Annotated in this window: 24 protein-coding genes; 15 read left to right on the top strand and 9 right to left on the bottom strand. The window is 58.3% G+C overall.

The window, feature by feature from the left end; translation table 11 throughout:
- The first annotated feature begins 57 nt into the window (after positions 1–57).
- Positions 58–1,062, top strand: a complete 1,005-nt coding sequence (locus COA55_RS14055; RefSeq protein ID WP_290502657.1) for a lipase secretion chaperone — start codon at positions 58–60, stop codon at positions 1,060–1,062.
- A 144-nt stretch (positions 1,063–1,206) separates the two neighbouring features.
- On the opposite strand, the gene COA55_RS14050 is transcribed toward COA55_RS14055, so the two are convergent.
- Entirely contained in the window at positions 1,207–1,731 is a 525-nt protein-coding gene (locus COA55_RS14050) for a hypothetical protein (protein WP_290502656.1), read from the bottom strand.
- Positions 1,732–1,994: 263 nt separating this feature from the next.
- Between COA55_RS14050 and COA55_RS14045 the strand changes: the two genes are divergently transcribed.
- On the top strand, positions 1,995–3,257 hold the full coding sequence (locus COA55_RS14045) for a 6-phosphofructokinase (RefSeq protein ID WP_290502655.1): 1,263 nt from the start codon (positions 1,995–1,997) through the stop codon (positions 3,255–3,257).
- A gap of 297 nt (positions 3,258–3,554) precedes the next feature.
- On the opposite strand, the gene COA55_RS14040 is transcribed toward COA55_RS14045, so the two are convergent.
- From COA55_RS14040 to COA55_RS14030, 3 genes are all read right to left on the bottom strand, one after another.
- A complete protein-coding gene (locus COA55_RS14040) occupies positions 3,555–3,959 on the bottom strand; it encodes a VOC family protein (RefSeq protein WP_290502654.1) in 405 nt (134 codons plus the stop codon).
- Between the two features lie 125 nt (positions 3,960–4,084).
- On the bottom strand, positions 4,085–4,855 hold the full coding sequence (locus COA55_RS14035) for a hypothetical protein (protein WP_290502653.1): 771 nt from the start codon (positions 4,853–4,855) through the stop codon (positions 4,085–4,087).
- A gap of 136 nt (positions 4,856–4,991) precedes the next feature.
- Positions 4,992–5,411 (bottom strand): DUF1090 domain-containing protein, encoded by a 420-nt coding sequence (locus COA55_RS14030; RefSeq protein WP_290502652.1) that lies wholly within the window; start codon positions 5,409–5,411, stop codon positions 4,992–4,994.
- 166 nt (positions 5,412–5,577) lie between these two features.
- Here COA55_RS14030 and COA55_RS14025 point away from each other — a divergent pair, with 166 nt between their 5' ends.
- From COA55_RS14025 to COA55_RS14010, 4 genes are read left to right on the top strand one after another with little or no spacing between them, the layout of a single operon-like run.
- The gene (locus COA55_RS14025; protein ID WP_290502651.1) at positions 5,578–6,201 is read left to right on the top strand and encodes a DUF2459 domain-containing protein; all 624 of its coding nucleotides are present in this window, start codon (positions 5,578–5,580) and stop codon (positions 6,199–6,201) included.
- 45 nt (positions 6,202–6,246) lie between these two features.
- Positions 6,247–6,576: a metalloregulator ArsR/SmtB family transcription factor gene (locus tag COA55_RS14020; protein ID WP_063520348.1), complete on the top strand. Its 330-nt coding sequence runs from the start codon at positions 6,247–6,249 to the stop codon at positions 6,574–6,576.
- 13 nt (positions 6,577–6,589) lie between these two features.
- Positions 6,590–7,138 (top strand): SRPBCC family protein, encoded by a 549-nt coding sequence (locus COA55_RS14015; RefSeq protein ID WP_063520341.1) that lies wholly within the window; start codon positions 6,590–6,592, stop codon positions 7,136–7,138.
- A complete protein-coding gene (locus tag COA55_RS14010; RefSeq protein ID WP_290502650.1) occupies positions 7,131–7,553 on the top strand; it encodes a VOC family protein in 423 nt (140 codons plus the stop codon). The genes COA55_RS14015 and COA55_RS14010 overlap by 8 nt, the downstream gene beginning before the upstream one ends.
- Here the strand turns inward: COA55_RS14010 and COA55_RS14005 are convergent.
- Both COA55_RS14005 and upp read right to left on the bottom strand, forming a co-directional pair.
- On the bottom strand, positions 7,550–8,866 hold the full coding sequence (locus tag COA55_RS14005; RefSeq protein ID WP_290502649.1) for a uracil-xanthine permease family protein: 1,317 nt from the start codon (positions 8,864–8,866) through the stop codon (positions 7,550–7,552). The two genes, COA55_RS14010 and COA55_RS14005, sit on opposite strands and share 4 nt — an antisense overlap.
- Positions 8,867–8,903: 37 nt before the next feature.
- The gene (upp, locus tag COA55_RS14000; protein ID WP_290502648.1) at positions 8,904–9,530 is read right to left on the bottom strand and encodes a uracil phosphoribosyltransferase; all 627 of its coding nucleotides are present in this window, start codon (positions 9,528–9,530) and stop codon (positions 8,904–8,906) included.
- Between the two features lie 170 nt (positions 9,531–9,700).
- Between upp and COA55_RS13995 the strand changes: the two genes are divergently transcribed.
- The 3 genes from COA55_RS13995 (at position 9,701) to ppa (ending at position 10,933) form a co-directional block, all read left to right on the top strand.
- Entirely contained in the window at positions 9,701–9,883 is a 183-nt protein-coding gene (locus COA55_RS13995) for a hypothetical protein (RefSeq protein WP_063537662.1), read from the top strand.
- A complete protein-coding gene (locus tag COA55_RS13990; protein ID WP_063538629.1) occupies positions 9,880–10,248 on the top strand; it encodes a rhodanese-like domain-containing protein in 369 nt (122 codons plus the stop codon). The genes COA55_RS13995 and COA55_RS13990 overlap by 4 nt, the downstream gene beginning before the upstream one ends.
- A 151-nt stretch (positions 10,249–10,399) precedes the next feature.
- Positions 10,400–10,933 (top strand): inorganic diphosphatase, encoded by a 534-nt coding sequence (gene ppa, locus COA55_RS13985; protein WP_007149355.1) that lies wholly within the window; start codon positions 10,400–10,402, stop codon positions 10,931–10,933.
- Positions 10,934–11,062: 129 nt separating this feature from the next.
- Here the strand turns inward: ppa and COA55_RS13980 are convergent, their stop codons facing one another.
- Complete coding sequence (locus tag COA55_RS13980; RefSeq protein ID WP_290502647.1) at positions 11,063–13,126, bottom strand: hypothetical protein; 2,064 nt, start codon at positions 13,124–13,126, stop codon at positions 11,063–11,065.
- 330 nt (positions 13,127–13,456) lie between these two features.
- A complete protein-coding gene (locus COA55_RS13975; RefSeq protein WP_290502646.1) occupies positions 13,457–14,488 on the bottom strand; it encodes an AraC family transcriptional regulator in 1,032 nt (343 codons plus the stop codon).
- Between the two features lie 95 nt (positions 14,489–14,583).
- Here COA55_RS13975 and COA55_RS13970 point away from each other — a divergent pair, with 95 nt between their 5' ends.
- Positions 14,584–15,447: a metal-dependent hydrolase gene (locus COA55_RS13970; protein WP_290502645.1), complete on the top strand. Its 864-nt coding sequence runs from the start codon at positions 14,584–14,586 to the stop codon at positions 15,445–15,447.
- 156 nt (positions 15,448–15,603) lie between these two features.
- On the opposite strand, the gene COA55_RS13965 is transcribed toward COA55_RS13970, so the two are convergent.
- Complete coding sequence (locus COA55_RS13965) at positions 15,604–16,611, bottom strand: DUF2333 family protein (RefSeq protein WP_063521012.1); 1,008 nt, start codon at positions 16,609–16,611, stop codon at positions 15,604–15,606.
- 516 nt (positions 16,612–17,127) lie between these two features.
- On the opposite strand from COA55_RS13965, the gene dsbD reads away from it, so the two are divergent.
- From dsbD to prmA, 5 genes are all read left to right on the top strand, one after another.
- A complete protein-coding gene (gene dsbD, locus COA55_RS13960) occupies positions 17,128–19,008 on the top strand; it encodes a protein-disulfide reductase DsbD (RefSeq protein ID WP_063538539.1) in 1,881 nt (626 codons plus the stop codon).
- Positions 19,009–19,299: 291 nt separating this feature from the next.
- On the top strand, positions 19,300–19,740 hold the full coding sequence (aroQ, locus tag COA55_RS13955; protein WP_063520760.1) for a type II 3-dehydroquinate dehydratase: 441 nt from the start codon (positions 19,300–19,302) through the stop codon (positions 19,738–19,740).
- A gap of 2 nt (positions 19,741–19,742) precedes the next feature.
- Positions 19,743–20,207 (top strand): acetyl-CoA carboxylase biotin carboxyl carrier protein, encoded by a 465-nt coding sequence (accB, locus tag COA55_RS13950; protein ID WP_063538541.1) that lies wholly within the window; start codon positions 19,743–19,745, stop codon positions 20,205–20,207.
- A gap of 12 nt (positions 20,208–20,219) precedes the next feature.
- Positions 20,220–21,566, top strand: coding sequence for an acetyl-CoA carboxylase biotin carboxylase subunit (accC, locus tag COA55_RS13945; protein WP_290502644.1), 1,347 nt, complete (start codon positions 20,220–20,222; stop codon positions 21,564–21,566).
- 199 nt (positions 21,567–21,765) lie between these two features.
- Positions 21,766–22,647: a 50S ribosomal protein L11 methyltransferase gene (gene prmA / locus COA55_RS13940; RefSeq protein ID WP_290502643.1), complete on the top strand. Its 882-nt coding sequence runs from the start codon at positions 21,766–21,768 to the stop codon at positions 22,645–22,647.
- The last annotated feature ends 100 nt before the right edge of the window (positions 22,648–22,747 follow it).

Here is a 22,747-nt window from a genome sequence, read left to right as displayed (position 1 = left end):
CAACCCTCCCCGCAGGGACCGGCTTTCCTGCGGGGCAATCCGGATCGAGACAAGACCATGACACGCACACTTGCACTTCTGGCCACCGTCTTTGTATTGGCCACCGGGGTATTCTGGGGGCTCAAACGTATTCCTGTACCCCAGCATGCTCAACCGGCACAACATCAACCCGATGCGCAGGCCAGCCACACCCACAGGCCGGCCACCGAGTCACCCGGCATTGCCAAACCGGCGTTCTCCGACGTACTGGCCAATACCTCCTTATCGGGCACACAGGTTCCCGGCAAACTCATGACCGACTCACAGGGTCACCTGATCGCAAACAGCAGCAGCAAGGCGATCATGGATTACTTTCTTTCCCTGAGTGGAGAAATGCCGGACGCGACAATCCGTAAACTGATGGAGCAATGGGCACGACAAAACGCCGGCGCCATCGCCGCTGCTGACCTGCTTGACCTGCTTGACCGCTATCACCATTACCGCACCGCATTCGCCAGCGGCGATTACGCCGCCCATTATTCCGGTAATGGCGATGACGACATCCGCCGTAAACTGCAAATGCGTCAACAACTACGCCAAGAGACCTTCGGCGCCGATACCGCCAATACCCTGTTCGCCGACGAAGATCGCTACGACCGGTTCAGCCTGGAGCGGCACGACATCATGACCTCAGACCGTTCCGATGAGGAAAAGACGGCAGCCCTGAGAGCCCTTCGCAGCACCCTTCCACAGGCGCTGGCAAAGCAATACCAGCAGCAGTATGACCTGCAGCACCTTCCGGCCCGGGAACAGTCGATGAAACAAGAGGGAGCCAGTGCCGAGGAGCTGTATGCATTCCGGCAGCAGCAATTCGGCGATGCCGCCGCCCTGCGTCTGCAGGCACTGGAGGCAGAGCGTCAGGCCTGGCGACACCGTTATCAGAATTACACGCAGCAGCGAGACCAGATCAATCACGCCGCCCTGAGCAGCGACGACAAAAAAGAACAGCTGGATGCCCTGCGAGCTCGCCTCTTTAACGCCAGCGAGCAGCAACGTGCCGCCGCACTGGATCGCCTCAATTAATCAGCAACGCGGCAGAATGGCCCGACTATCCGACAGCGCCTACATAACCGGCGGGCAGGATGAGAGAAGGAAAGGTTGTTGCGCTCCCTCATTCGCTGTTTTGCCAGTACTGCCCGGATCACTGGATCAGATGCCGACTGCCACTCAGCCTGGGCCCGTCACCACCTCAGGCAACAACAGCACCACACCCGCATAACTGGCTACCAGCAACGTCATGGCCACCCCGAGCCCAAGGAAGGGCCCCACATTCAGGGAGCGATGGTAGATAAAACTCTGCGCCGCCAACTGCCAGCTCACCAGCACCAGATACAGCAACTCGATAGCACTCAGCGACTGCTCCATGCTGGTATTCACTGCCAGCAACGGCAGGCTCATGAGGGTCAGAATCACATCCACCCCCACCAACGACAGAGCGGTCTGCAACCAGCGCCCCTGCAGCCCCTTGAACGATAGCAACAGGCCTGTGCCCGCCAGCACCACCGCCAACGACAGCAACTGGCTGCTCACCAACACGCCAATGGGCAATGCGGTCTGCAGGCTGCCCACCAGTAGCTGCAACACAAACCAGCCGGCCAGCACCAGCGCCAGCAACGATGGAGAATACGGGGCATTCTCCGGGCTGGCACGAAATATGGCCAACCGCCAAAACAGGGTCATCAATACAGTCATGGATCCTCCGGGCCGCTATTCTTTCAGAGCCGGGGAGAAACAGCTACTAGATGCCAGCTTCCAGCTACTAGAAAACATAAAACCACTGCCGTTACTCCCCTCCTCCCTCTTAGTATCGCGGGCACAGCGCACCAGGCAGGCACCTACCCATCCCGCGTCTCGCAGCTGGAAGCGCCTGGCTTGTCTTTTTCGTCCGACAACTGCGGGTGTGTTTCATGGCCTGCTTCGCTAGAATGCACGCAAATTGAATCAAGGGGTCTCACATGGCGCGTAAAAATGCTTTCTACGCTCAGTCCGGCGGTGTCACCGCTGTCATCAATGCTTCCGCCGCCGGCGTTATCGAAGCCGCCCGGGAAAACAAGGATGTCATCGGCAAGGTCTACGCCGGCCGAAACGGCATCATCGGCGCACTCACTGAAGAGCTGATCGATACCAGCAAAGAAAGCAAAAGCGCCATTGAAGCGCTCAAGCACACCCCCGGCGGCGCCTTCGGCTCCTGCCGCTACAAACTGAAAGACCTGAAGACCTCCCAGCGCGAATACGAGCGCCTGATCGAAGTCTTCAAGGCACACAACATCGGCTACTTCTTCTACAACGGTGGTGGCGACTCCGCCGACACCTGCCTGAAAGTCTCCCAGCTGTCGGAGAAGATGGGTTACCCGATTCAGGCCATCCACGTACCCAAGACCGTGGACAACGACCTGCCCTTCACCGACGTGAGCCCGGGTTTCGGCTCCGTAGCCAAATACACCGCAGTGAGCTGCCGCGAAGCCGCCCTGGACGTGGCCAGCATGTGCGCCACCTCCACCAAGGTGTTCGTGATGGAAGTCATGGGCCGCCACGCGGGCTGGATTGCCGCATCCGCCGGCCTGGCCAAGGAAGACGCCGATGATGCGCCGCACCTGATCCTGTTCCCGGAAATTGCTTTCGACAAGGCCGCCTTCATGAAGAAGGTGGACGCCACCGTCAAGAAAGCCGGTTACTGCGTGATCGTGGTCTCCGAAGGCGCCCGTTACGAAGACGGCACCTTCCTGGCCGACGCCGGCAACACCGACGCCTTCGGCCACAAGCAGCTGGGCGGCGTGGCGCCGGTCATTGCACAGATGGTGAAAGACAAACTGGGCTACAAATACCACTGGGCGGTGAGCGACTACCTGCAGCGGGCAGCACGCCACATTGCCTCCGCCACCGACGTGGAGCAGGCCTACGCCGTGGGCCGTGCCGCGGTGGAATTCGCCGTGGCCGGCAAGAATGCGGTCATGCCCACCGTGGTTCGCAAGGACACCAAAAAGTACAGCTGGACCATCGGCGAAGCCCCACTGAAGAAAGTCGCCAACGTGGAAAAGAAAATGCCGCGCAAGTACATCAGCAAGGATGGCTTCGGCATCACCCCTGCCGGCCGCGCCTACCTGGAGCCGCTGATTGGTGGCGAGTCCTACCCGCCTTTCAAAAACGGCCTGCCGCAGTTCGCCAAGCTGAAACTGGCCCCGGTGGCCAAGAAGCTGAACGACGCCTTCGAGGTGTAAGCCACACCTAAGCCACACCCCGAAACGAAAAACGCCCCGCATCGCGGGGCGTTTTTATTTTACTCCAGATTCACGCCTTCAACCACACTCCCCCCTGTAGGAGTTCCCTTCCAGGGGGCGAACCGTGCGAAGCACGGAATCGATCGAAGGTCGGTCAGGGACTTCAGGTTTCAACAAACTGAATGAAGGCATGAGGTAAACCTACCCCGTTTCCCTCGCCTGGGCTCGGGTTCGTCCCCTGGAAGGGAACTCCTACAGAGGGGCTTCGTAGCTCGGACAGGAATCGGGGAGCCAGCACTAGCCCTCCATCGCCGCCATGTCCATCCACATCATTTCCCATACATGCCCGTCCGGGTCCGCCAGGTTGCGGTTATACATAAACCCCAGATCCTGAACCGGGTTGATATCGGCAGTGCCACCGTTCTCCGCAGCGGCCGCATTCACCGCATCCACCGCATCACGACTATCAAAGGAAAGCGCCAGCATCACTTCACTGGAAGAGGAAGGTGGAATCGGCCGGTCCGTAAAGGTCCGCCACTTGTCGTGGGTCAGCAGCATCACATGGATCGCTTCGCTCCACACCATGCAGGCAGCCGTCTCGTCAGTGAATTGCGGGTTGTTCTCAAACCCCAGTGCAGAGTAAAAGTTCATGGCTACCGTCAAATCCGCCACGGGCAGGTTCACAAAGATCATTCGAGTCATGGCGCTGTCTCCTTGATTAGTCATTAGGGGGTCCTGGCACAATGTGCCTTCATGATCTAATCGATTGGCCCCTTACGGTTTCGACAGCCTGATGACTATTTTTTTCATGCTCGGCCATCAGCCCATCAACACTCATAGTCATACTGCCCGAACACCGCATTATGGCTAAACCGGTAGTCTTCCCCCGCCTTGATGGCTTTCAAAAAAGCGGCCTCCTGCTTCACCGTCACAGGCGCAAGCAACTGATCCGCACCCCCTCCGCGATACTGCTGCTTGCCCACTGTTTCCGTCTCAATCACAAACCGGGACATATTGCTCCAGTTATGTAACGCGAAGTCAAAATCATGCCAGCGGATGGAACAATTCCCCGCCATGGTTTTGTTCAAAGCGACTTCGGCACTTTCAAAACGCGGGGCCTCCGCGAACACGAACGCCAGCATTTTAATAATCTTCTGTTGCTGAATTTCCTCCTCCACATCCCGGTAACTCCGGGTTACCCCCTCGGCGTAAAATTTCAGGAAATCCTGGTCAGCGATCAAACTGAGGGTGTGCTCGAAATTGGCGTTGTTAAGCGTCAGAGGCAAGCGATTGTTGTAGCGAACGATATGGTCCGGCAACGGCAGTTTGTTGATGGTGAGCAAGTAGAGATTTTTGGTGTTCATGCCGAGGGTGTTTACCACTGGCTGCTTGCCCGGGCAACGCTCGGTAATATGGATATCCAGGATGGTATTGTCATTGCCCAGCCGCGGCCGGATTTCATCGGTGACAAAAGCCACAATGTGGTCAAGTGAGTAGGCTTCTCCCCGTTCGGCAGTAAAATCATAGTGGCAAGTGTTGGCACTGGCCGTGGCAGATATCCCCCAGGCGAATACCATCGCCATAATGCGTTTCAACATGATCCCTCCGGTTTTATTGGCTTCCCTTCCCGTGGCGGCGAGACGCAAGACCGCCCACAAGCGCCACTTTTTTCATAAGCCAATTAACCAGAAAAGCCCCGCCTTCACAAATGGCGGGGCCCTGGCACGCGATCACTCAAAATTCGGACAAGGCCTTCTGCAAGGCCTCCAGCTCTGCTATCTCGTCCGCTATTTTTTTCTGGTACTTGGCGACTTTTTCCTCGTCACCATCAGCCCGGGCCTCGTCCAGATCTTCCTGATAGTCCAGAAGATCACTTCGCGATTCTTCAATATCGTCTTTTAATTCCTGGCGCAGGGAGTCATCCGTGCAATGGTCCCGGGCTTCGGAAAGGGCTTTTTTCAACCCGGCGACCTTATCTGCATTGGCCTGCTTCTCGGCGTAATCTATCTGCGTTTCAATCTCACAGAACTTCCGCTCACAGCCGACCAGGCCATCGCAACGGGAAGAGGCCGCCACAGGAGCTGAAAGTGAGCCAACCACTAACGCGGTTAACGCGGGTACCGTGAATGCAAATCGGGTTTTCGATCTGTCCATTATCTTCTCTCCCTGAATGGCCCGTGGGTATCGGTTAATTCCAGTCCGGTCTTGCCGCGGGCAAGTATTGACCGTGCCGAACCCGGCTTTGCCGGGTTTATTGACGTTACAAGATCGCGCGCCGCTTGCACATGATTGCCATCAGATCACCGGCTACACTGGGGCCATGATGCGTTTTGCTGTAGTGATGCTTGCGGGGCTGCTGTCGTTACCGGGCGACAGCCCGGCCGATGACAGCAAGGTAACCGTACTGGTAGTACGCCATCGCTGGCATACCGGTATTGCCTTCCCTGCGGAGCAGCTCGATCCTGCACTGCGGTTTCTCCCTGCCTATTTTTCGAAACCCGCTTACTATGAAATGGGTTGGGGTGATGATGCCTTCTACCGCCAGGACAACAGCACCTGGCGACTGGTCCGCGCCATGTTGTGGCCAACGAACAGCGTGCTGCATGTGGCCGCACTTCACCGGCACCCCGAAACGCTCCCCCACGGGGACATTCAGCCGCTGTGCGTCAGCAGGATGCAACTGGCAGCGCTGCAACAGGCAATCGCCAACGACTTTGTGCTGGACGATAACGGCACCCCCATCGAAGCTGCCCCCGGGCTGTATGGCGACAGCCGTTTCTTTCCTGCGCACGGTACCTTCTGGCTCGGCAATACCTGTAACAGCTGGACGGCCCGGCGACTCACCGCTCTCGATATTCCCATGGGCTACCTGACGCTGACCGCCAACGGCGTCATGCAGCAACTCACCGGACGCACCGCCTGTCGGGAACCCGGCCATCATTAAACAAAATGGTTGAACATTCATTCCCGCACCTATAAATTCAACCTTATGGTTAAACAAAACGATCAACATCTGGATGCTGTTTTTGCTGCTCTTGCCGACCCCACCCGGCGGGCCATGCTGCAACAACTGGAACAGGGCCCTTGCAACGTGGGCGAACTGGCAGAGCCTTTCGCCATGTCATTTGCTGGCGCCTCCAAGCACGTCAAAGTGCTGGAGAAGGCCGGGCTGCTTATCCGGGAGGTGCAGGGCCGAAGGCACCATTGCCGACTCAACGCCGCCCCCATGGCGGAGGCAGACGCCTGGCTACAACGCTATCGGGTGTTCTGGAACGACAAACTGGACGCGCTGGAACAGGCGCTCAAGGACGGAGACTGACAGGAGGTTTGTGATGGAAACCGATGTACGATTCGACGACGCTACGACCCTGACGATAGAACGCACCCTGCCCGGCCCCATTGAGCGCGTATGGGCCTACCTGACCGACCCGGACAAACGCGCTCGCTGGCTGGGTGGCGGCACCCTGGGCGAGTTTGTGGGTGGCGCAGTGGTGATTCATTTCCGTCATCAGGATTTGTCAGAGGATATCCAGCCGGCCCCGGACAAGTACAAATCCATTGAAGGTGGAGCCACGCTGACTGGCATCATTACCCGCTTTGAGCCACCCCATGTGCTGGCCCATACCTGGGGTGACAATGAAGGCGAAGTCACCTTTTTCTTGAGCGCGCAGGGCGACCAGGTTCATTTACGGCTTACCCACCACCGCTTGCCCGCTGACGAAAACACCCGCATCAGTGTCGCCAGCGGCTGGCACACCCATCTGGGCATTCTGGCCGAAGAGCTGAACGGCCAACCCCGCTCGTCCTTCTGGCCAACACACACACAATGGGAAACGCACTATCAGCGCGTTTTGCAGGAAAGCGAGGCCCCGCATGACTGACACGCTAACCGTGCAACTGATGTTTCAGGGCCGGGCCAACGTGGCCCTCGATCTCTACGACAGCGCTATCGCTCCGTTAGAGCTGCTGAGCCGAACGCTCTACGGCCCGGACGAGATGGGTGAAAACGGCCAGGTGAAAACCGCCTGGTGCCGTATCGGCAACGTGCGGATACACTGTTTTGACAGCCCTGTGCCCCACGACTTTGATTTCACCCCATCGACCTCGCTGTGTCTTGCCCTGAAGGACAAACAGGCAGTAGCCGACACCTTTGCAAAACTGGCAGACGGCGGCACCGTGCTGATGCCCCTGGACAGCTATGACTTCAGCCCCTGGTTCGGCTGGGTGCAGGACTGCTTCGGGGTGTCATGGCAATTGTCTGTCACCGCACCCGGTGACGCGAAGGAAAATGTCTAGGAACGGTCATCACGCCCGTTTTTACGGGCGTGCTCCAGCAAGTCCTCCACGTATTCCTGCTCTTCATGCAGATCGTCCGTGACGGGCGGAGCATGGGGCAAGACCTGATTCAAAAACACCGCCACCAGGCCACACAGACTGATGCCCTGCAAGGTAAAGTCACCGTTGCCCATGACCATGCCACCGATACCGAAAATCAGCGTAACCGCCACAATCACCAGGTTGCGTTGGGCGTGCAGATCCACCTGCGCCTTGATCAGGGTGTTCATGCCCACACTGGCAATCGACCCGAACATGAGAATCAGAATGCCGCCCATCACCGGCGTGGGAATACTTTGCAGCAGCAGGCCGAACTTGCCGATAAACGCCAGCAGGATGGCGAAAATAGCCGTCCAGGTCATGACCACCGGATTGAACACCCGGGTGAGCATCACCGCGCCGGTGACTTCCGAATAGGTGGTATTCGGCGGGCCGCCAAACAGGGCCGCCGCCATGCTCGCCACACCATCTCCAGTGAGCGTGCGATGCAGGCCGGGTTTGCGAATGTAGTCCTTGCCCGTGACATTACTGATGGCCAGCACATCACCCACATGCTCAATGGCAGGCGCCAACGCCACCGGCACCATGAACAGGATGGCGGGCCAGTAAAACGTGGGCGCAATAAAGGTCGGCACTGACAGCCAGCCCGCCTGATTCACCCCGGAAAAATCCACCATCCCCATGGCCAGCGCGGTGAGGTAACCCGCCACCACGCCACACAGGATCGGCAGCAACCGAAACAGGCCATGTCCCAGCGTGGCCACCAGCATGGTAGTCAGCAGCGACACCATGGAAACCAGCAGGGCATCCCCGTAAGGGAACATCTGCATCTCGCCATTACCGGACATGCCCATGGCGAAGTTCACCGCCGTGGGCGCCAGGCTAAGCCCTATCACCATGATGATAGGGCCGGTAACCACCGGCGGCATCAGGCGATGCAGAAAACCCGGCCCGCGCCACTTCACCAAGGCCCCCAGAATCACATAGACCACAGCGGTACAGAACAACGCGCCCATGGTGGCCGGCACGCCCCACTGCTGCACCCCATGGGAAATGGGCGCCACAAAGACAAACGAGGACGCCAGAAAAACAGGAATTGAGCGGCGGGTAATCCACTGGAACAACAATGTGCCCAGCCCCGCGGTAAACAGCGCCACACTGGGGTCCAGCCCGGTCAGTAACGGCATCAGCACCATGGCCCCGAAAGCCACAAACAGCATCTGCGCGCCGATGAGAATAATCTTCCAGTTCCAGAATCCGCCAGCCTGGCTCATGGGGTGCTCCTGTTGGCAATAATCAGGGAAGTGCCAGTTACTTGGTTCCGAATATCTTGTCTCCGGCATCGCCCAGGCCCGGCATGATGTAACCGTCCTCGTTCAGCCCCTGATCCACCGAAGCGGTGTAAAGGGAGACATCCGGGTGCGCCTCCTGGACCTTGCGAATACCCTCCGGGGCTGCCACAAGTACCAGGGCACGAATCTGGGTACAGCCGGCTTTTTTCAGCATATCGATACAGGCCAGCATGGAGCCACCAGTCGCCAGCATCGGGTCGATCACCAGCGCCATGCGCTCGTCGATATCGTGGGCCAGCTTCTCGAAATAGGCCACCGGCTCCAGGGTTGCCTCATCCCGGTACACACCCACCACGCTGACCTTGGCACTGGGGATCAGTTCCAGCACGCCATCCAGCATCCCCAGTCCGGCCCGCAGAATCGGCACCACGGTGATTTTCTTGCCTCTGATGCGCTGGGCCGGCGCCTTGCCCATCCAGGTATCCACCTGATAATCCTCCAGCACCAGGTCGCTGGTGGCTTCATAGGTCAGCAGGCTGCCCACTTCCGCGGTGAGCTGGCGGAAACTGCGCGTACTCAGGTTTTTCTGGCGCAGCAGGCCGAGTTTGTGTTTTACCAACGGGTGATGGATTTCGTGGACACTCATGGCTGCAGACTCCTGGAGACAAGCTAAACGAGGGCACGGATCATTCCGGCAATGGCGATATTGTGACGGCTACAGCGAAAATGTCACCGGTGCACACGCTGTCCCGCACCGGGCTATCCTCACTAACCAGGCAGTGCTAACGTCAACAAAAAGAAAAACAGGGAGAAACCGTGAACAAAACCCTTGCCGAAATGAGCCAAAAAGCGTTTGTTTATGAGTGTGCCAGCCGCGCTCTCGCAGCCAGTTTTTCCAATCCCGCAGCCAAACCCTCCATCGCCAGCATGGTACGCGACGCGGAAAAACTCTGGGAGGAACTGCAGGAATGGGAAAATCGACAGGAGTCTCAACCATGAAGCGTTATCTGATTGTTTCAATCTTTGCCCTATTGAACGTGCTCTCGGCGCCACTATGGGCCGCTGACAGCCTCTCGGTGAGCGAACTGAAGCAGCAAATGCAGGACGGCAAAGCCCCCATCATTATCGATGTGCGCGATGAAGACGAATATCTGGCCGGGCATATTCCAGGCGCCATCATGGTGCCCGCCAAGCAGATGGAACACCACCTGGACATGATGGAGCAGTATCGCAAGGAAGATATTGTGCTGTATTGCCAGTCTGGTCGCCGCGCCAGTGCCGCTGCCACCGTGCTGGAAAATGCCGGTTTCAAGAACGTGAAGCTACTGCAAGGGGATTACCCGGGCTGGAAATCAGCCCAATAAGCACCGATTTGCCCACCACCCTCCCCCAGACCGCCTGTGGAATAAGGATATTCCTATTCCATAGGCCGGTTCGACCTTCGGCGATTAGCCGCAGCCCGCTGCCATTGCTATAATCCGCGCCCACCACCAACCCTGTTGAGAAGGACAGACCATGGATTTTGCTAAGGTTCCCGCCGGGAAAGACCTCCCCGAAGACATCTACGTGGCCATCGAGATTCCGGCCAACGCTGACCCGATCAAGTACGAGATCGACAAAGACAGCAACGCCGTATTCGTAGACCGCTTCATGGCAACCCCCATGTTCTATCCGGCCAACTACGGCTACATCCCAAACACCCTGTCCGAAGACGGCGACCCGCTGGACGTGCTGGTTGTCACCCCCTACCCGGTGGTTCCCGGTTCCGTGATTCGCTGTCGCCCGGTCGGCATCCTGAACATGACCGACGAAGCCGGTAAAGATGCCAAGCTGGTTGCGGTACCGCACACCAAGCTGACCAAGATCTACGACAACGTGAAAGACATCAACGATCTGCCCGAGCTGCTGCTCGCCCAGATCAAGCACTTCTTCGAGCACTACAAAGAGCTGGAAGCAGGCAAGTGGGTGAAAGTTGATGGCTGGGACGGCGCCGAAGCGGCCAAAGCCGAGATCATCAAATCTGTCGAAGCTTACGAGAACGCCAAGTAAGCGCTGCGACGCCGACGACGCCCTTCGTCGGCAACCCCAAAAAGGCCGCATCCCTGTAAGGGGCTGCGGCTTTTTTGACTTTTATACGACCTGTCGCGCAGGTGTTTCCCCTACGGCGATAAACCGTACTTATAAGGTTTTCAGGTACTCAATCAAGGCACGCCGCTCATGATCGGTCAGTACATCATTGAACGCATGCCCTTCATTCCCCTTGCCATGCATGTGCGTATTAAAGATCTTGCGATCTTCCATTTGCGCGCGGGTCAGGGTTGGCGGATTGAGGATGTTCCAGGCCAGAATCACGTTTGAGTAAAGAGTCGAGGCCAGCTGCTGGAACAGAGGGTCTTCATATTCATCCCCTGGTGTGCAGTTGATATACGGCGCCACCGTGGGGTTCCACCAAGTGCGCCGCTCGCACGTGATGGTATCGTACTTCCAGCCCAATCGATTCTGGTCATAGGCACGATCCATGTTGGTGTCATAACCCATTACCACGCGTCCTTTCTGGTCCCAGCGGGCCGGTGTGGACTTACGACGCCATAATGGTTTGCGCTCAGCCGGATCAAGCACCTCCCAAACATTCGGCACCGAGCCGTTATGAAAATACGGCGCGGATGCCCACACACCATACAGCGGCGGAGCCAGATAACCAGGCTCACGGTCACCCCGCAAATGTGCCTGGTTCTGGGGGCCGCAATCCTGATCCGTACCTCGTGTTGCCGGGTAACCGAAGAAATTCTTGGCACCCGCCAGTTGCACCGCTTCGTTGTTGGTCTCCAGGCGCACCGGGTCGGTGCCGATAATATCCATGGGTACGATATAACCGGCCATGCCTTCCAGCGCAGGGGTAGCGAGGAAATCCGGGTCTTGCGCATAGCGTTTGGCGTAGGCGCCATGGCAACTGGCACAGGAGCCGTTACCCTCCGGCCGTGGCACAGCATTGTTACGGTCCTGTGCCCACATATCCAGAGTATGGAATAACTCCGCCCCTTCTCGGGCCAGAGATTCATCCACCGGGTAGGGATACTCGGGCGACTTCAGTCCTTCCACCCACGTGTTGATAGCTGGGCCATGGGCACGCATCCAATCTTGGCCACGCTCACTCACAGGGCCACCGATGGCACCAAACAAACCAAAGAACGGGGTGTAAAACACCATATCTACCCGGCCTGCATCCATGGAGAAAACCCCATCCACAAATTTCGCAGGGCGGTGTCCCATATTCCACCAGGCCGGGGTATCCATATCTGCGGTGGAGCCGGAATTAAGTACCCCGATCACTTCGCCCGGAGTAAGCGGCTCTTCATCCGGGAATAAGAACGCCAGATTGATATCACTGGCATTGTTGGTACCGCGGCTCCGGTTCAGGTTAGCGAAAGTCGCCAGTGAGGCGGGATAACCCAGCGGCAACATATCCCTCAACAGCAGATCAAGATCCGCCAGACTGCTGCCACCACCATAGATCATCCCCGGCCCAGTACCTTCTTTTGAGCCTGCCACACCACTGTGGCAAGCATGGCAGGTCACCCCGATACGACCGCTCCAGGAGCCATCCGGATTACGCATCTGGGTCAGCATTTCCGGCAACTTACCCGAGCCACCATTGGTACGGTTCGGGTCTTCGCCGGGAAGCGGGTACGGGTTTCGGCCTTCGCCAAAGCCAGAACCATAGCGCTCTGCCACCAGTTCATCAAAGTTGTCCGGACGGAAGAGAAAACCGCCCCAGATTCGCCACACCTGATTGAATTGCTGGGCGTTGAAAGTAGAAATCCCGAACGCTGCCTCCGGCAGTGTCGGATCTTGCCCGGCAAACAAGGCCCCCACCTGCGGGCCACCGGTCTCCAACAATCCTTCACCATGATAGAAGCGATCACGCAAGCCACCACACGTTTGCGGGTGACCTTCTTCTTTCACCAACTCCGGGTTCAGGTGGCATTCTTTCCAGTAAGCATTGAAGTGCACCGCCTTGCCATCGCTGATGCCGGCTTGCACCAAGGTTCGGGGGTCTTCGGGTAACAACGCACTGTCCGGTTTGCCGTAACAAAAATCCCACTGGGCCGAACCTCCATGCTTGCTGTCCAGCAAATCATCAGCAGCAGAAAGAGGCGGCATGACAACCAGGATTAACAGTGTGAGAAGAAAGCGATAAGTCCAGATGACAGGCGTCCAGGCGCCTTTGAATGGCTGTGGCATGGCTGATCCTCCAAGCGCGACACGGCGCTAGCTGGAATGGCTATGTGGAGGGAAAGAGTCTCTGGTTAATGTCGTTTTAAGTGCCAGGACTGCAACACTCTTTTCTTCCTTGTTTTTATGTGTGACCAATCAGTCACAAGGAGAAAAATACAAAGATCTTACGAATGAGTCAAATACACAAATCTGTCTCAATGACTAATCCATGAACAAAGTCACATCGCAACAGAAAATAGCCTTTTCATATCAGTAAGTTAAAGATGAACATAAAGTGCCACTACAAGCCGCCTCACCCTCACCAACTGACGAACGGCATACAAAAAAGGGCACCCTTCAGCATCCGTCGCGGTAACCTTTCGGCGTAACCCCACCACTCCACCGTTTAAACGCCTTGGAGAAATTTGCCACATCGTTATAACCCAGCGTATACGCTGCCTCACTGACACTACTGCCCGGCTTCACCAATAAACGCTTCGCTTGCCGGTAACGCTCTTCATCCTGGAGCTGGCGATAACTGAGCCCGGCCTGTTGCAGGTGGCGTTTCAACGTACGCGGGGAAACAGACAGCCGATCGGCCATGTTTTCCAGAGCAGGCAGAGGTGCCATATGATCCTGGAGGGCACTGCGAATGCGTTCAGCCATGACCCCGTCCTCATCCGTGCGCCACTGACGGAACTCCATCTCGCACTGCTCGCGGGCAATCGCTGCCACCTGCGGGTCCGCCAAACGCGGCCGGGCCTCCAGGGCAGACAAGGGAAACACCAGCGCGTCTTCCGACTGATCAAACCGCACCGGCACCCCCACATCGTCCCGCAGCGCCGCCAGCCAGGCCGGCGCGGGGCCGCGACGGTGAATCTCCAACCCCTCCGGCAAACTCTCCAACAGCTGTTCGATCATGAACACCAGCCCCACCAGCATGGCCTCGATAATAAAATCATGGGCCACCCCTAACGGACGGGTGCTGCGTAATTGAAGATGGGCCTGCTCCGCATGGCGAGCTTGGTGAATTTCCAGAAACGGGGCGCGCAAGCCGAGAAACCGGCAGGCTGCATCGAGGGCATCCTGAGCGCTGGCGCTGGACAAGGCCAGCAGCCCCACCGGGCCATGCAGGGTAATGCTCATGGCCCGGGCATAGCGAAACCCCAGACCACGATCGCCCACCATTTCGACCCCGCGCTCGGCCACTGTCTGGGCCAGGGACATGGAGACCCGGCGATCCACCGCCAGCAGCTCATCCCGACTCACCCCCAACCCCACCAGCAGAGTCGGCGCATCCAGCTTCAAGGCCACCAACAGGTCGTACAACAGCACCACATAGATGCCCGGCACCCCGGCATTTCCCCAGGTGCGGCCCGAACTCACCATTTGTTGGCCCTCCACGACAAGAACTTGGTTATCTCTGCCTGCATAGTAGTTGTCATTGAACAATGTCACCAATGGCATTTGCGCCAGGAGCCAACATGAAATTGCCGCTGACAAAAAAACATAAGGCACCGGTTGTGCCCATCGTACCCCGCCGCATGGGGTTTTCCTTCGATGGCATCAAACATGATGATTACTGGTTTGATAACGACCCTGTGCTGACCCATCTGCTGAATATCCTGTCGCTGACCTTCCCGGACGGCGAGCGTTTCTTCGTGGATTCTGTGCGCGCCCTGCGCGACCAGGTGGAGGACAAGGATCGTCAAAAGGATATTTCCGGCTTTATTGGCCAGGAAGCCATGCATTCCCTGGAACACCAGGCCTTCAATGATCTGATTGCCGACGGCAAATATGACGACATTGTTGCGCACGCCCTGGGGGTCACCAACAAGTTGCTGGCCGGTGCCCGCAAGTACATGAGCAAACGCCAGCAGCTGGCGGCGACTGCCGGCCTGGAGCACTTCACTGCCATTCTGGCCGACGCCATTCTGCGTCGCCCGGACCTGATGAAAAAGATGGACCCGGCGGTGCGCGATCTGTGGGTCTGGCACGCCATTGAGGAAACCGAGCACAAGGCCGTAGCCTACGACCTGTACAAGGACGTGAACGGCAACTACCTGGAGCGCCAGCGCCTGTTCCTTTCCAGCACCGCCTACCTGATCGGTTTCTCCAGCTACTTCACCTGGCAGATGCTCAAGCGCGACAATGTGCACCGTAAACCCCTCACCCTGGCCAAAGGGCTGTGGAAAGGGTTTGGCTACCGAGGCGTGATCAGCAGCATCATCCCTGCCTGGTTCAGCTACCTGAAACCCGGCTTCCATCCCTGGGATGACGACAACAGCGCGTTGATCGAAGAATGGCGTAAAAGCCTGCCGGCCCCGAAGGAGAAGAACGCGGCGTAGCAAGGTAGTTGACAGTTGCGCGAGCGACATTTGGATTTCATTAAAGCAAAGAGGCCGCGCCCAACCTTTGGGCGCGGCCTCTTACATTTCAAGATAACACCGACGCTTTAACGCGACGCTGTCAACTGTCCACTATCAACTGTCAACTGCCTCTACTCATCCTTCCTGCAGCAATTTCCGCAAGTCAATCAGCGCGGCATTGGCCCGTGACACATAATTGGCCATGACCAGGGAATGGTTTGCCAGCATACCGAAACCGTCGCCGTTCAGAATCAAGGGGCTCCACACCGTTTCCTGGGTCGCTTCAAGCTCGCGAACCATCTGCCGGAAACTGATGGTGGCGTTCTTCTTGCGAAGCACATCCGCAAAATCCACCTCAGCAGCACGCATCAGCTGGGTCAGGGCCCAGGTGGCACCACGGGCTTCGTAGAAGGCATCATCAATTTTCAGCCAGGGGGTTTTGACGAAGTCTTCGTCGCTCTCCGGCTTGGCCGCCACAATGGTGCCATCCTTGTCTACGTTCAGCTGGCTGCGCCCAACGCTTTGGCTCAGCTTCAGGCTCAGGGATCCCAACCGGTTCTGCACCTCGTTCAGCCAATAGTTCAGGTTATCGGCCCGGGCGTAGAACTTGCCGTCGTTCTCATTGGCATCCGTCAGCCGATCCACATAACGCTGCAATGCCTTGATGCCCCGGCGGTATTCGCTTTCCGTGGCCGGCATGGCCCAGCTTTGCGCATCGAAATTGAACTGCGGTTCGGCAATAGCCAGGTCTTTATCTTCCTGGCTTTGCGATTGGGAGCGGCTCATGTCCCGGCGTAATACCCGGCTGAAATCGCGCACCTGCACCAATACGCCATATTCCCAGGCAGGCATGTTATCCAGCCACAGACGGTGCGGAAGCACATCATTACTGAGGTAACCACCGGGCTTGGACAGCAGGGTATCGGCAACAAAAATCAGTTCCCGCGCGGTAGTTTCCCCCCGCACGGCATCCTCTTTCGCCGTTACCTCACGCAACTCGGGCTCCTGGCTCCAGTACCAGCCCAGCAGCACCTCAACCAACAACAGCAAACCAAGCAACCAGAACAAACCTTTCCAGATTCGATTATTACGAGGGTCCAGCATGGCGTCCCCCATCTTTTCACTAAACTTATCGTTACTCATGACCACTCCCAGGATCCTTCAAGCCGCAACTCCGCTCACCACTATAGCTCACCACCCGCTCAAGCTGCAGGCAATTACCTTCCGGGCGGGTTCGCGACTGTCCCTCATATTGGCAAGGTTCCACCATAGAGCGACAAAACACCACCTACAATCCACAACCGCCACGCCATCCACGCCATCCACGCTCTCAATCCTGCCATTGATACCCCGCCCCCTTGGCCCTGCCCGGCAAACACGCAAACTCTATCCACATCAGTGACGCCACTGCTGGTCTACAGCCATGGGCTTTTTGGTTAAACTGCGCCAGCGAACAGGATCGCAGTAGCTCCGTTGCCAGAGGGCAGCGCTTTCGAGCCAGCGATTCACCCTGAAAGTGACAGGCAAAAAGCGCTCCACACCAGCGCTGATCCCGCGCCGGTTAACATAGCCTTAAAGTTACCGAATGAAACTAAGTGCCTGTTTTTACATCCAAGCGTCACGCAATCTGGCGCATACGGCACCGGAGAGGAGTATCGAATGAAGCAGTGCTGGCAGCGTTTCCTGGTCGCCATCGTTTTACTGGCCCCACTGTCCTGGGCCAGTGCCAACAACCTGTTCGGCGAAGAAGAGCGCCTGCCTACCGTGGATGAAGCCATCCAGTTGGTGGCCGATGCGGACTGGGATAACCAGCAACTGCTGCTGAATTTCGAGCTGATCGACGAGGTGTATCTTTATCAGCACCGCTTTGGATTCACACTGCGCGACACCAACGGCAATGTGATCAACGATTTTGCTGAACTGACGCTCCCCGCCGGCAAAGCCAAAACCGACGAAATCTTCGGCGACGTCCAGGTGTACTTCCACCGCCTGGATCTGGCACTTCCCCTTAATAGCGTGCCGCTGGTGGATACGGAACTGGAAGTGCGCTACCAGGGCTGCATTGAAGACACCCTGTGCTACCCGCCCACCAAAAAAATCATCGAGTTCGCCAACCCCCAACCGACAAAAAAGCCGGTGGCCGCTCCGCCAGCAGCGGCGTCTGACTCCAGCGCTGGCCCAGGCTTCCTCGACACGCTGCAGTCCGAAGATGCCAACGCCTTCAATCAGTGGATGAAAGACCAGCCCCTTGGCCTGATCATCGGCCTGTTTTTTGTGGGCGGCCTGCTCCTGGCCTTTACCCCGTGCGTTTTTCCCATGGTACCGATCCTGTCCGGCATCATTGCCGGAGAGAAAGAGCCCAGTGCCGCCCGCGGCTTCACCCTGAGTGTCAGCTATGTGCTGGGCATGGCGGTCCCCTATACGCTGGCCGGCCTGCTGGTGGCAATGTTCGGCGCCGGACTCAACCTGCAGTTCTTGCTCCAGCAACCGGCGGCGATCCTCACCTCCGTAGTGGTCTTTGTGGTGTTGGCCCTGTCCATGTTCGGGCTATATGAACTCCAGCTGCCGGCCGCGCTGCGCAACAAGCTTCAGCAACCGGGGCAGGAAGCCCGCGGCAGCCTGATCGGCGCCGCCATCATGGGGACAATCTCGGCCCTGGTGGTCTCCCCCTGCGTCACCCCCATCCTGGCCGGCGCCCTGATCTACGTGGCCGCCAGCGGTGATGCGGCCACCGGTGCCGCCTCCCTGTTTGCCCTGTCCATCGGTATGGGCCTGCCGCTGATCATCTTCGGCACCGGCGGCGGCAGCCTGCTGCCCCGTGCCGGCATGTGGATGGAAGAGATCAAACGGTTCTTCGGCGTGGTCATGCTGGGCGTGGCCATCTGGCTGTTGGACCGCATCATCAGTGACACTATCACCCTGGGCCTCTACGGCCTGTTGCTGGCCGTCTATGGCGTGCAGCTCGGGGCACTGGAGCCGGCCGGGGAAGGCCTTGCCCGCCTCAAGCGCGGCCTGGCCCTGGTGCTGGCCCTGTATGGCGCGGTAATGATTGTCGGGGCGTTAAGCGGCGGCAAGGATCCACTGCAGCCGCTGGCACACATGACCCAGCCAGCAACCCCGGTGGCAGGCAGTGCCGCCTCCAGCAATGCGGCAACCGCGAACGACCACGGCCCCTGGCAAACCATCGTTGGCAAGACCTCGCTGGAGCAGGCACTGTCCGCATCCCGCCAGGCCGGTAAACCGGTGCTGGTGGACTTCTTCGCTGAATGGTGTGTGGCCTGCAAGGTGCTGGAAGAAACCACCCTTAGCCACCCCGATGTACTCAACGCCATGGGCGGCTTCGACCTGTACCGGGTGGACATTACCGAGATCAATGCCGACAGCCAGGCGATCATGGAGCAATACAATATCCTCGGCCTGCCTGCCCTGGTCTTCTTCACTCCCGCCAGCGCCGAAATCCCCGACTCCCGGGTGCTGGGCGAGATGGGTCCGGAACGCTTCATTGAGCATTTGAACAAGCGGGTCATGCCGACGTTGTAACGCCCCCCTATCCAGCCACCTTTACCCGTCACAACAGGCTGAGGGAGCTTGCTAGCAAGCAGGCTCTCTCAGCCGCCTCGTTATATAGCCCAAGGCATACCGCCTATACAAACCCCATGAAATGGTACCGATATCACGCAATCTTCCGGTAACTTGTAACGAATGTTGTAAAGCCCTTTTTTCTGTCATGGTTTGCCCCTAATATTGCATTTGTGCAAGAAAGCCCGGACTAATCCGGATTTTTCCAGCACGATCACTGCAAATAACGACAAATTCGCAAGGGGACCCGTTTTGGCTTCCATTCTGGTCTTACATGGCCCAAACCTGAACCTGCTTGGCACCCGCGAGCCGGACAAGTATGGCCATGCCACCCTGGCGGACATCAACCAGCAACTGCAGGAACAGGCCAGCACGGCCGGCCATCACCTGCAGCATCTGCAAAGCAACGCGGAATACGAGCTGGTCGAGCGCGTACACGATGCCCGCACCGAGGGAATCGACTTCATCATTATCAACCCGGCGGCGTTCACCCATACCAGCGTGGCACTGCGTGACGCCTTGTTGGCGGTGAACATTCCCTTTATTGAAGTGCACCTGTCCAACGTGCATGCCCGGGAAGCCTTTCGCCACCACTCCTATTTTTCCGATATTGCCAAGGGCGTTATCTGCGGCCTGGGCGCCACCGGGTATGCGTTGGCGCTAACCGCTGCTCTCGAACAACTGGATGACTGAACATGGATATTCGCAAAATCAAGAAACTGATTGAGCTGCTCGAAGAATCCGGCATTGAAGAGCTGGAGATCTGTGAAGGGGAAGAGTCTGTACGCATCAGCCGCGGCTCTCGTCACCCTGCAGCGCCAGCCCACTATTATGCCGCGCCGCAAGCGGCAGCAGCGGCGCCTGCACCAGCAGCAGCTCCAGCACCTGCCGCCGACGCACCGGCTGCAGCGGACAACACCCCCAGCGGCCATCTGGTACGCTCCCCCATGGTCGGCACCTTCTATCGCTCCCCGTCGCCGGGTGCGGCGTCCTTTGCCGAAGTGGGCCAAAAAGTCCAGGCCGGCGATGTGCTGTGCATCGTGGAAGCCATGAAGATGATGAACCAGATCGAGGCCGACAAGTCCGGCACGCTGGATGCCATTCTGGTAGAAGACGGCGAGCCGGTTGAATTCGACCAGCCTCTGTTCTCCATCGTTTAACGGAGGCCTCCCATGCTGGAAAAGGTAGTCATTGCCAACCGCGGCGAGATTGCTCTGCGTATTCTTCGCGCTTGTAAAGAACTGGGCATTCGCACCGTAGCGGTTTACTCCAAACCGGACCGGGACCTGATGCACGTGCGTCTGGCCGACGAGGCGGTGTGTATTGGCCCCGCGTCGTCCACCGATTCATACCTCAATATTCCTGCCCTGATCAGCGCAGCGGAAGTCACCGATGCCGATGGCATTCACCCCGGTTATGGTTTCCTGGCGGAAAATGCGGATTTTGCCGAAAGTGTGGAGCGCTCCGGCTTCACCTTTATCGGCCCCAAAGCAGACACCATCCGCCTGATGGGCAACAAGGTTGCGGCCATCGAGGCCATGAAAGAAGCCGGCGTCCCCACCGTACCCGGGTCTGACGGCCCCATCGGTGACGATGACGATGCCTCACTGGCGATGGCCGAACAGATTGGTTATCCGGTGATAATCAAAGCCGCCGCCGGCGGTGGTGGCCGTGGCATGCGCGTAGTAGATGAAGCCAAACATCTGCTCAACGCCATCACCCTGACCCGCTCCGAAGCCAAGAATGCTTTCGGCGATGCCACCGTCTACATGGAAAAATTCCTGCAGAAACCGCGGCATGTGGAAGTGCAGGTGCTGGCTGACGGGGCTGGCCATGCCATTCATCTGGGTGACCGCGATTGCTCACTGCAACGCCGCCATCAGAAAGTGGTGGAAGAAGCCCCGGCCCCCGACATCCCGCAGCACCTGAAAGACGAAGTGGCCCAGCGCTGCGTGGATGCCTGCAAAACCATCAACTACCGGGGCGCCGGCACGTTCGAATTCCTCTATGAAGACGAGCGCTTCTACTTCATCGAGATGAACACCCGGGTTCAGGTAGAGCATCCGGTGACCGAAATGGTCACCGGGGTGGATATCGTCAAGGAGCAGCTGCGCATTGCCGGCGGTGAAGGGCTGGCGCTGCAGCAAGCCGACGTGCAGTTCCAGGGCCATGCCATCGAAGTACGCGTGAACGCGGAAGATCCAGTCCGCTTCACTCCTTGCCCGGGGAAAATATCCTACTTCCATGCGCCTGGCGGCAACGGCGTGCGGGTGGACTCCCATATCTACAGTGGCTACACCGTCCCCCCCTATTACGATTCCCTGATCGGCAAGCTGATCACCTGGGGGGAAAGCCGCGACATCGCCTTTGCGCGCATGAAAAACGCACTGGACGAAATCGTGGTAGAAGGCATCAAGACCAATATCGCTCTGCACCGCGACAAAATCTTCAAGGACAAGGCGTTCATTGAAGGCGGAGTGGATATTCACCACCTGGAGAAAAAGCTGGGCGATCAATAAGCGCCTGCTCTTTCCTCTGCGCCACAACAAAGGCCGCGCCCGCTAACCCGGCGCGGCCTTTGTTTTTCTGGCCCGGCAACGGCAAAAATCACCGCACCAGCGAACCGGCCGGCGTAACGACAGGCAGCGCAGGGCAGCAGAATCCGCTAGACTGCGGCCACTTTCCACCCGTACATCACAACGCCTTGCAGGAGTGTCCATGGCCTGGCTTCAGCTCCACCTTGCCACCACCGAACAACACGCCGATGCCTTTCAGGCTGCCCTGGAAAACCTCGGCGCCGTGGCCGTGACCCTCACCGACGGCGCCGACCAGCCCGTATTCGAACCGCCACCGGGCACCCGCCCGTTGTGGCAAAACACCGTGGTCAGTGCGCTGTTTGAAAAGGACCAGACTCCCGAGCTGATACTTGCCGCTCTCACAGCCCAGGGGCTGACAGCCGAAGCCAGCCACCACGAAACCCTGGAAGACCAGACCTGGGAGCGGGCCTGGATGGATGACTTCTCGCCCATGCAATTTGGTGAGCAACTGTGGATCATTCCCAGCTGGAGCGAGGCGCCAGACCCGCAAGCCGTCAACCTGAAGCTGGACCCGGGCCTTGCCTTCGGCACCGGCACCCACGAGACCACCTCGCTGTGCCTGCAATGGCTGGACGGCGCCGACCTGCACGGCAAAACCGTGCTCGATTTCGGCTGCGGCTCCGGGGTACTGGCCATCGCCGCGCTGCTACTCGGTGCCGGTGAGACCACCGGCACGGATATCGACCCCCAGGCGCTGATCGCCAGCGAAGACAATGCCCGTAATAATGGCGTGGCAGACTCGCTCGCCCTGTACCTGCCGGAGCAGATGCCTGCGGATTACCAGTGCGACGTACTGGTCGCCAACATCCTGGCCGCCCCGCTGGTAGAGCTGTCCGAGCTGCTGGCCGGCTACTGCCGCCCCGGCGGCACACTGGCCCTGTCCGGCATTTTAGCAGAACAGGCGGAATCGGTCCGCGCCGCCTATGCCCCCTGGTTTGATCTGACCCCCACCACCCAACAGGGTGACTGGGTGCGCATTGACGGGGTGCGCCGCGTCACCTGAATCCACAGATTCAGGGAAAACTGAGTGACAGGTCCTTGCGGCCTGTCCCGTTTTTTCTGTAAAACATACTTGCCTGCACACCATCGCCATTCCCGGGCTG

Source organism: Alcanivorax sp. (assembly GCF_002733835.1).
Classification (GTDB): Bacteria; Pseudomonadota; Gammaproteobacteria; order Pseudomonadales; family Alcanivoracaceae; genus Alcanivorax.
The sequence above is the reverse complement of the archived record's forward strand: the minus strand, read 5'-3'. Positions and strand labels throughout refer to the sequence as shown.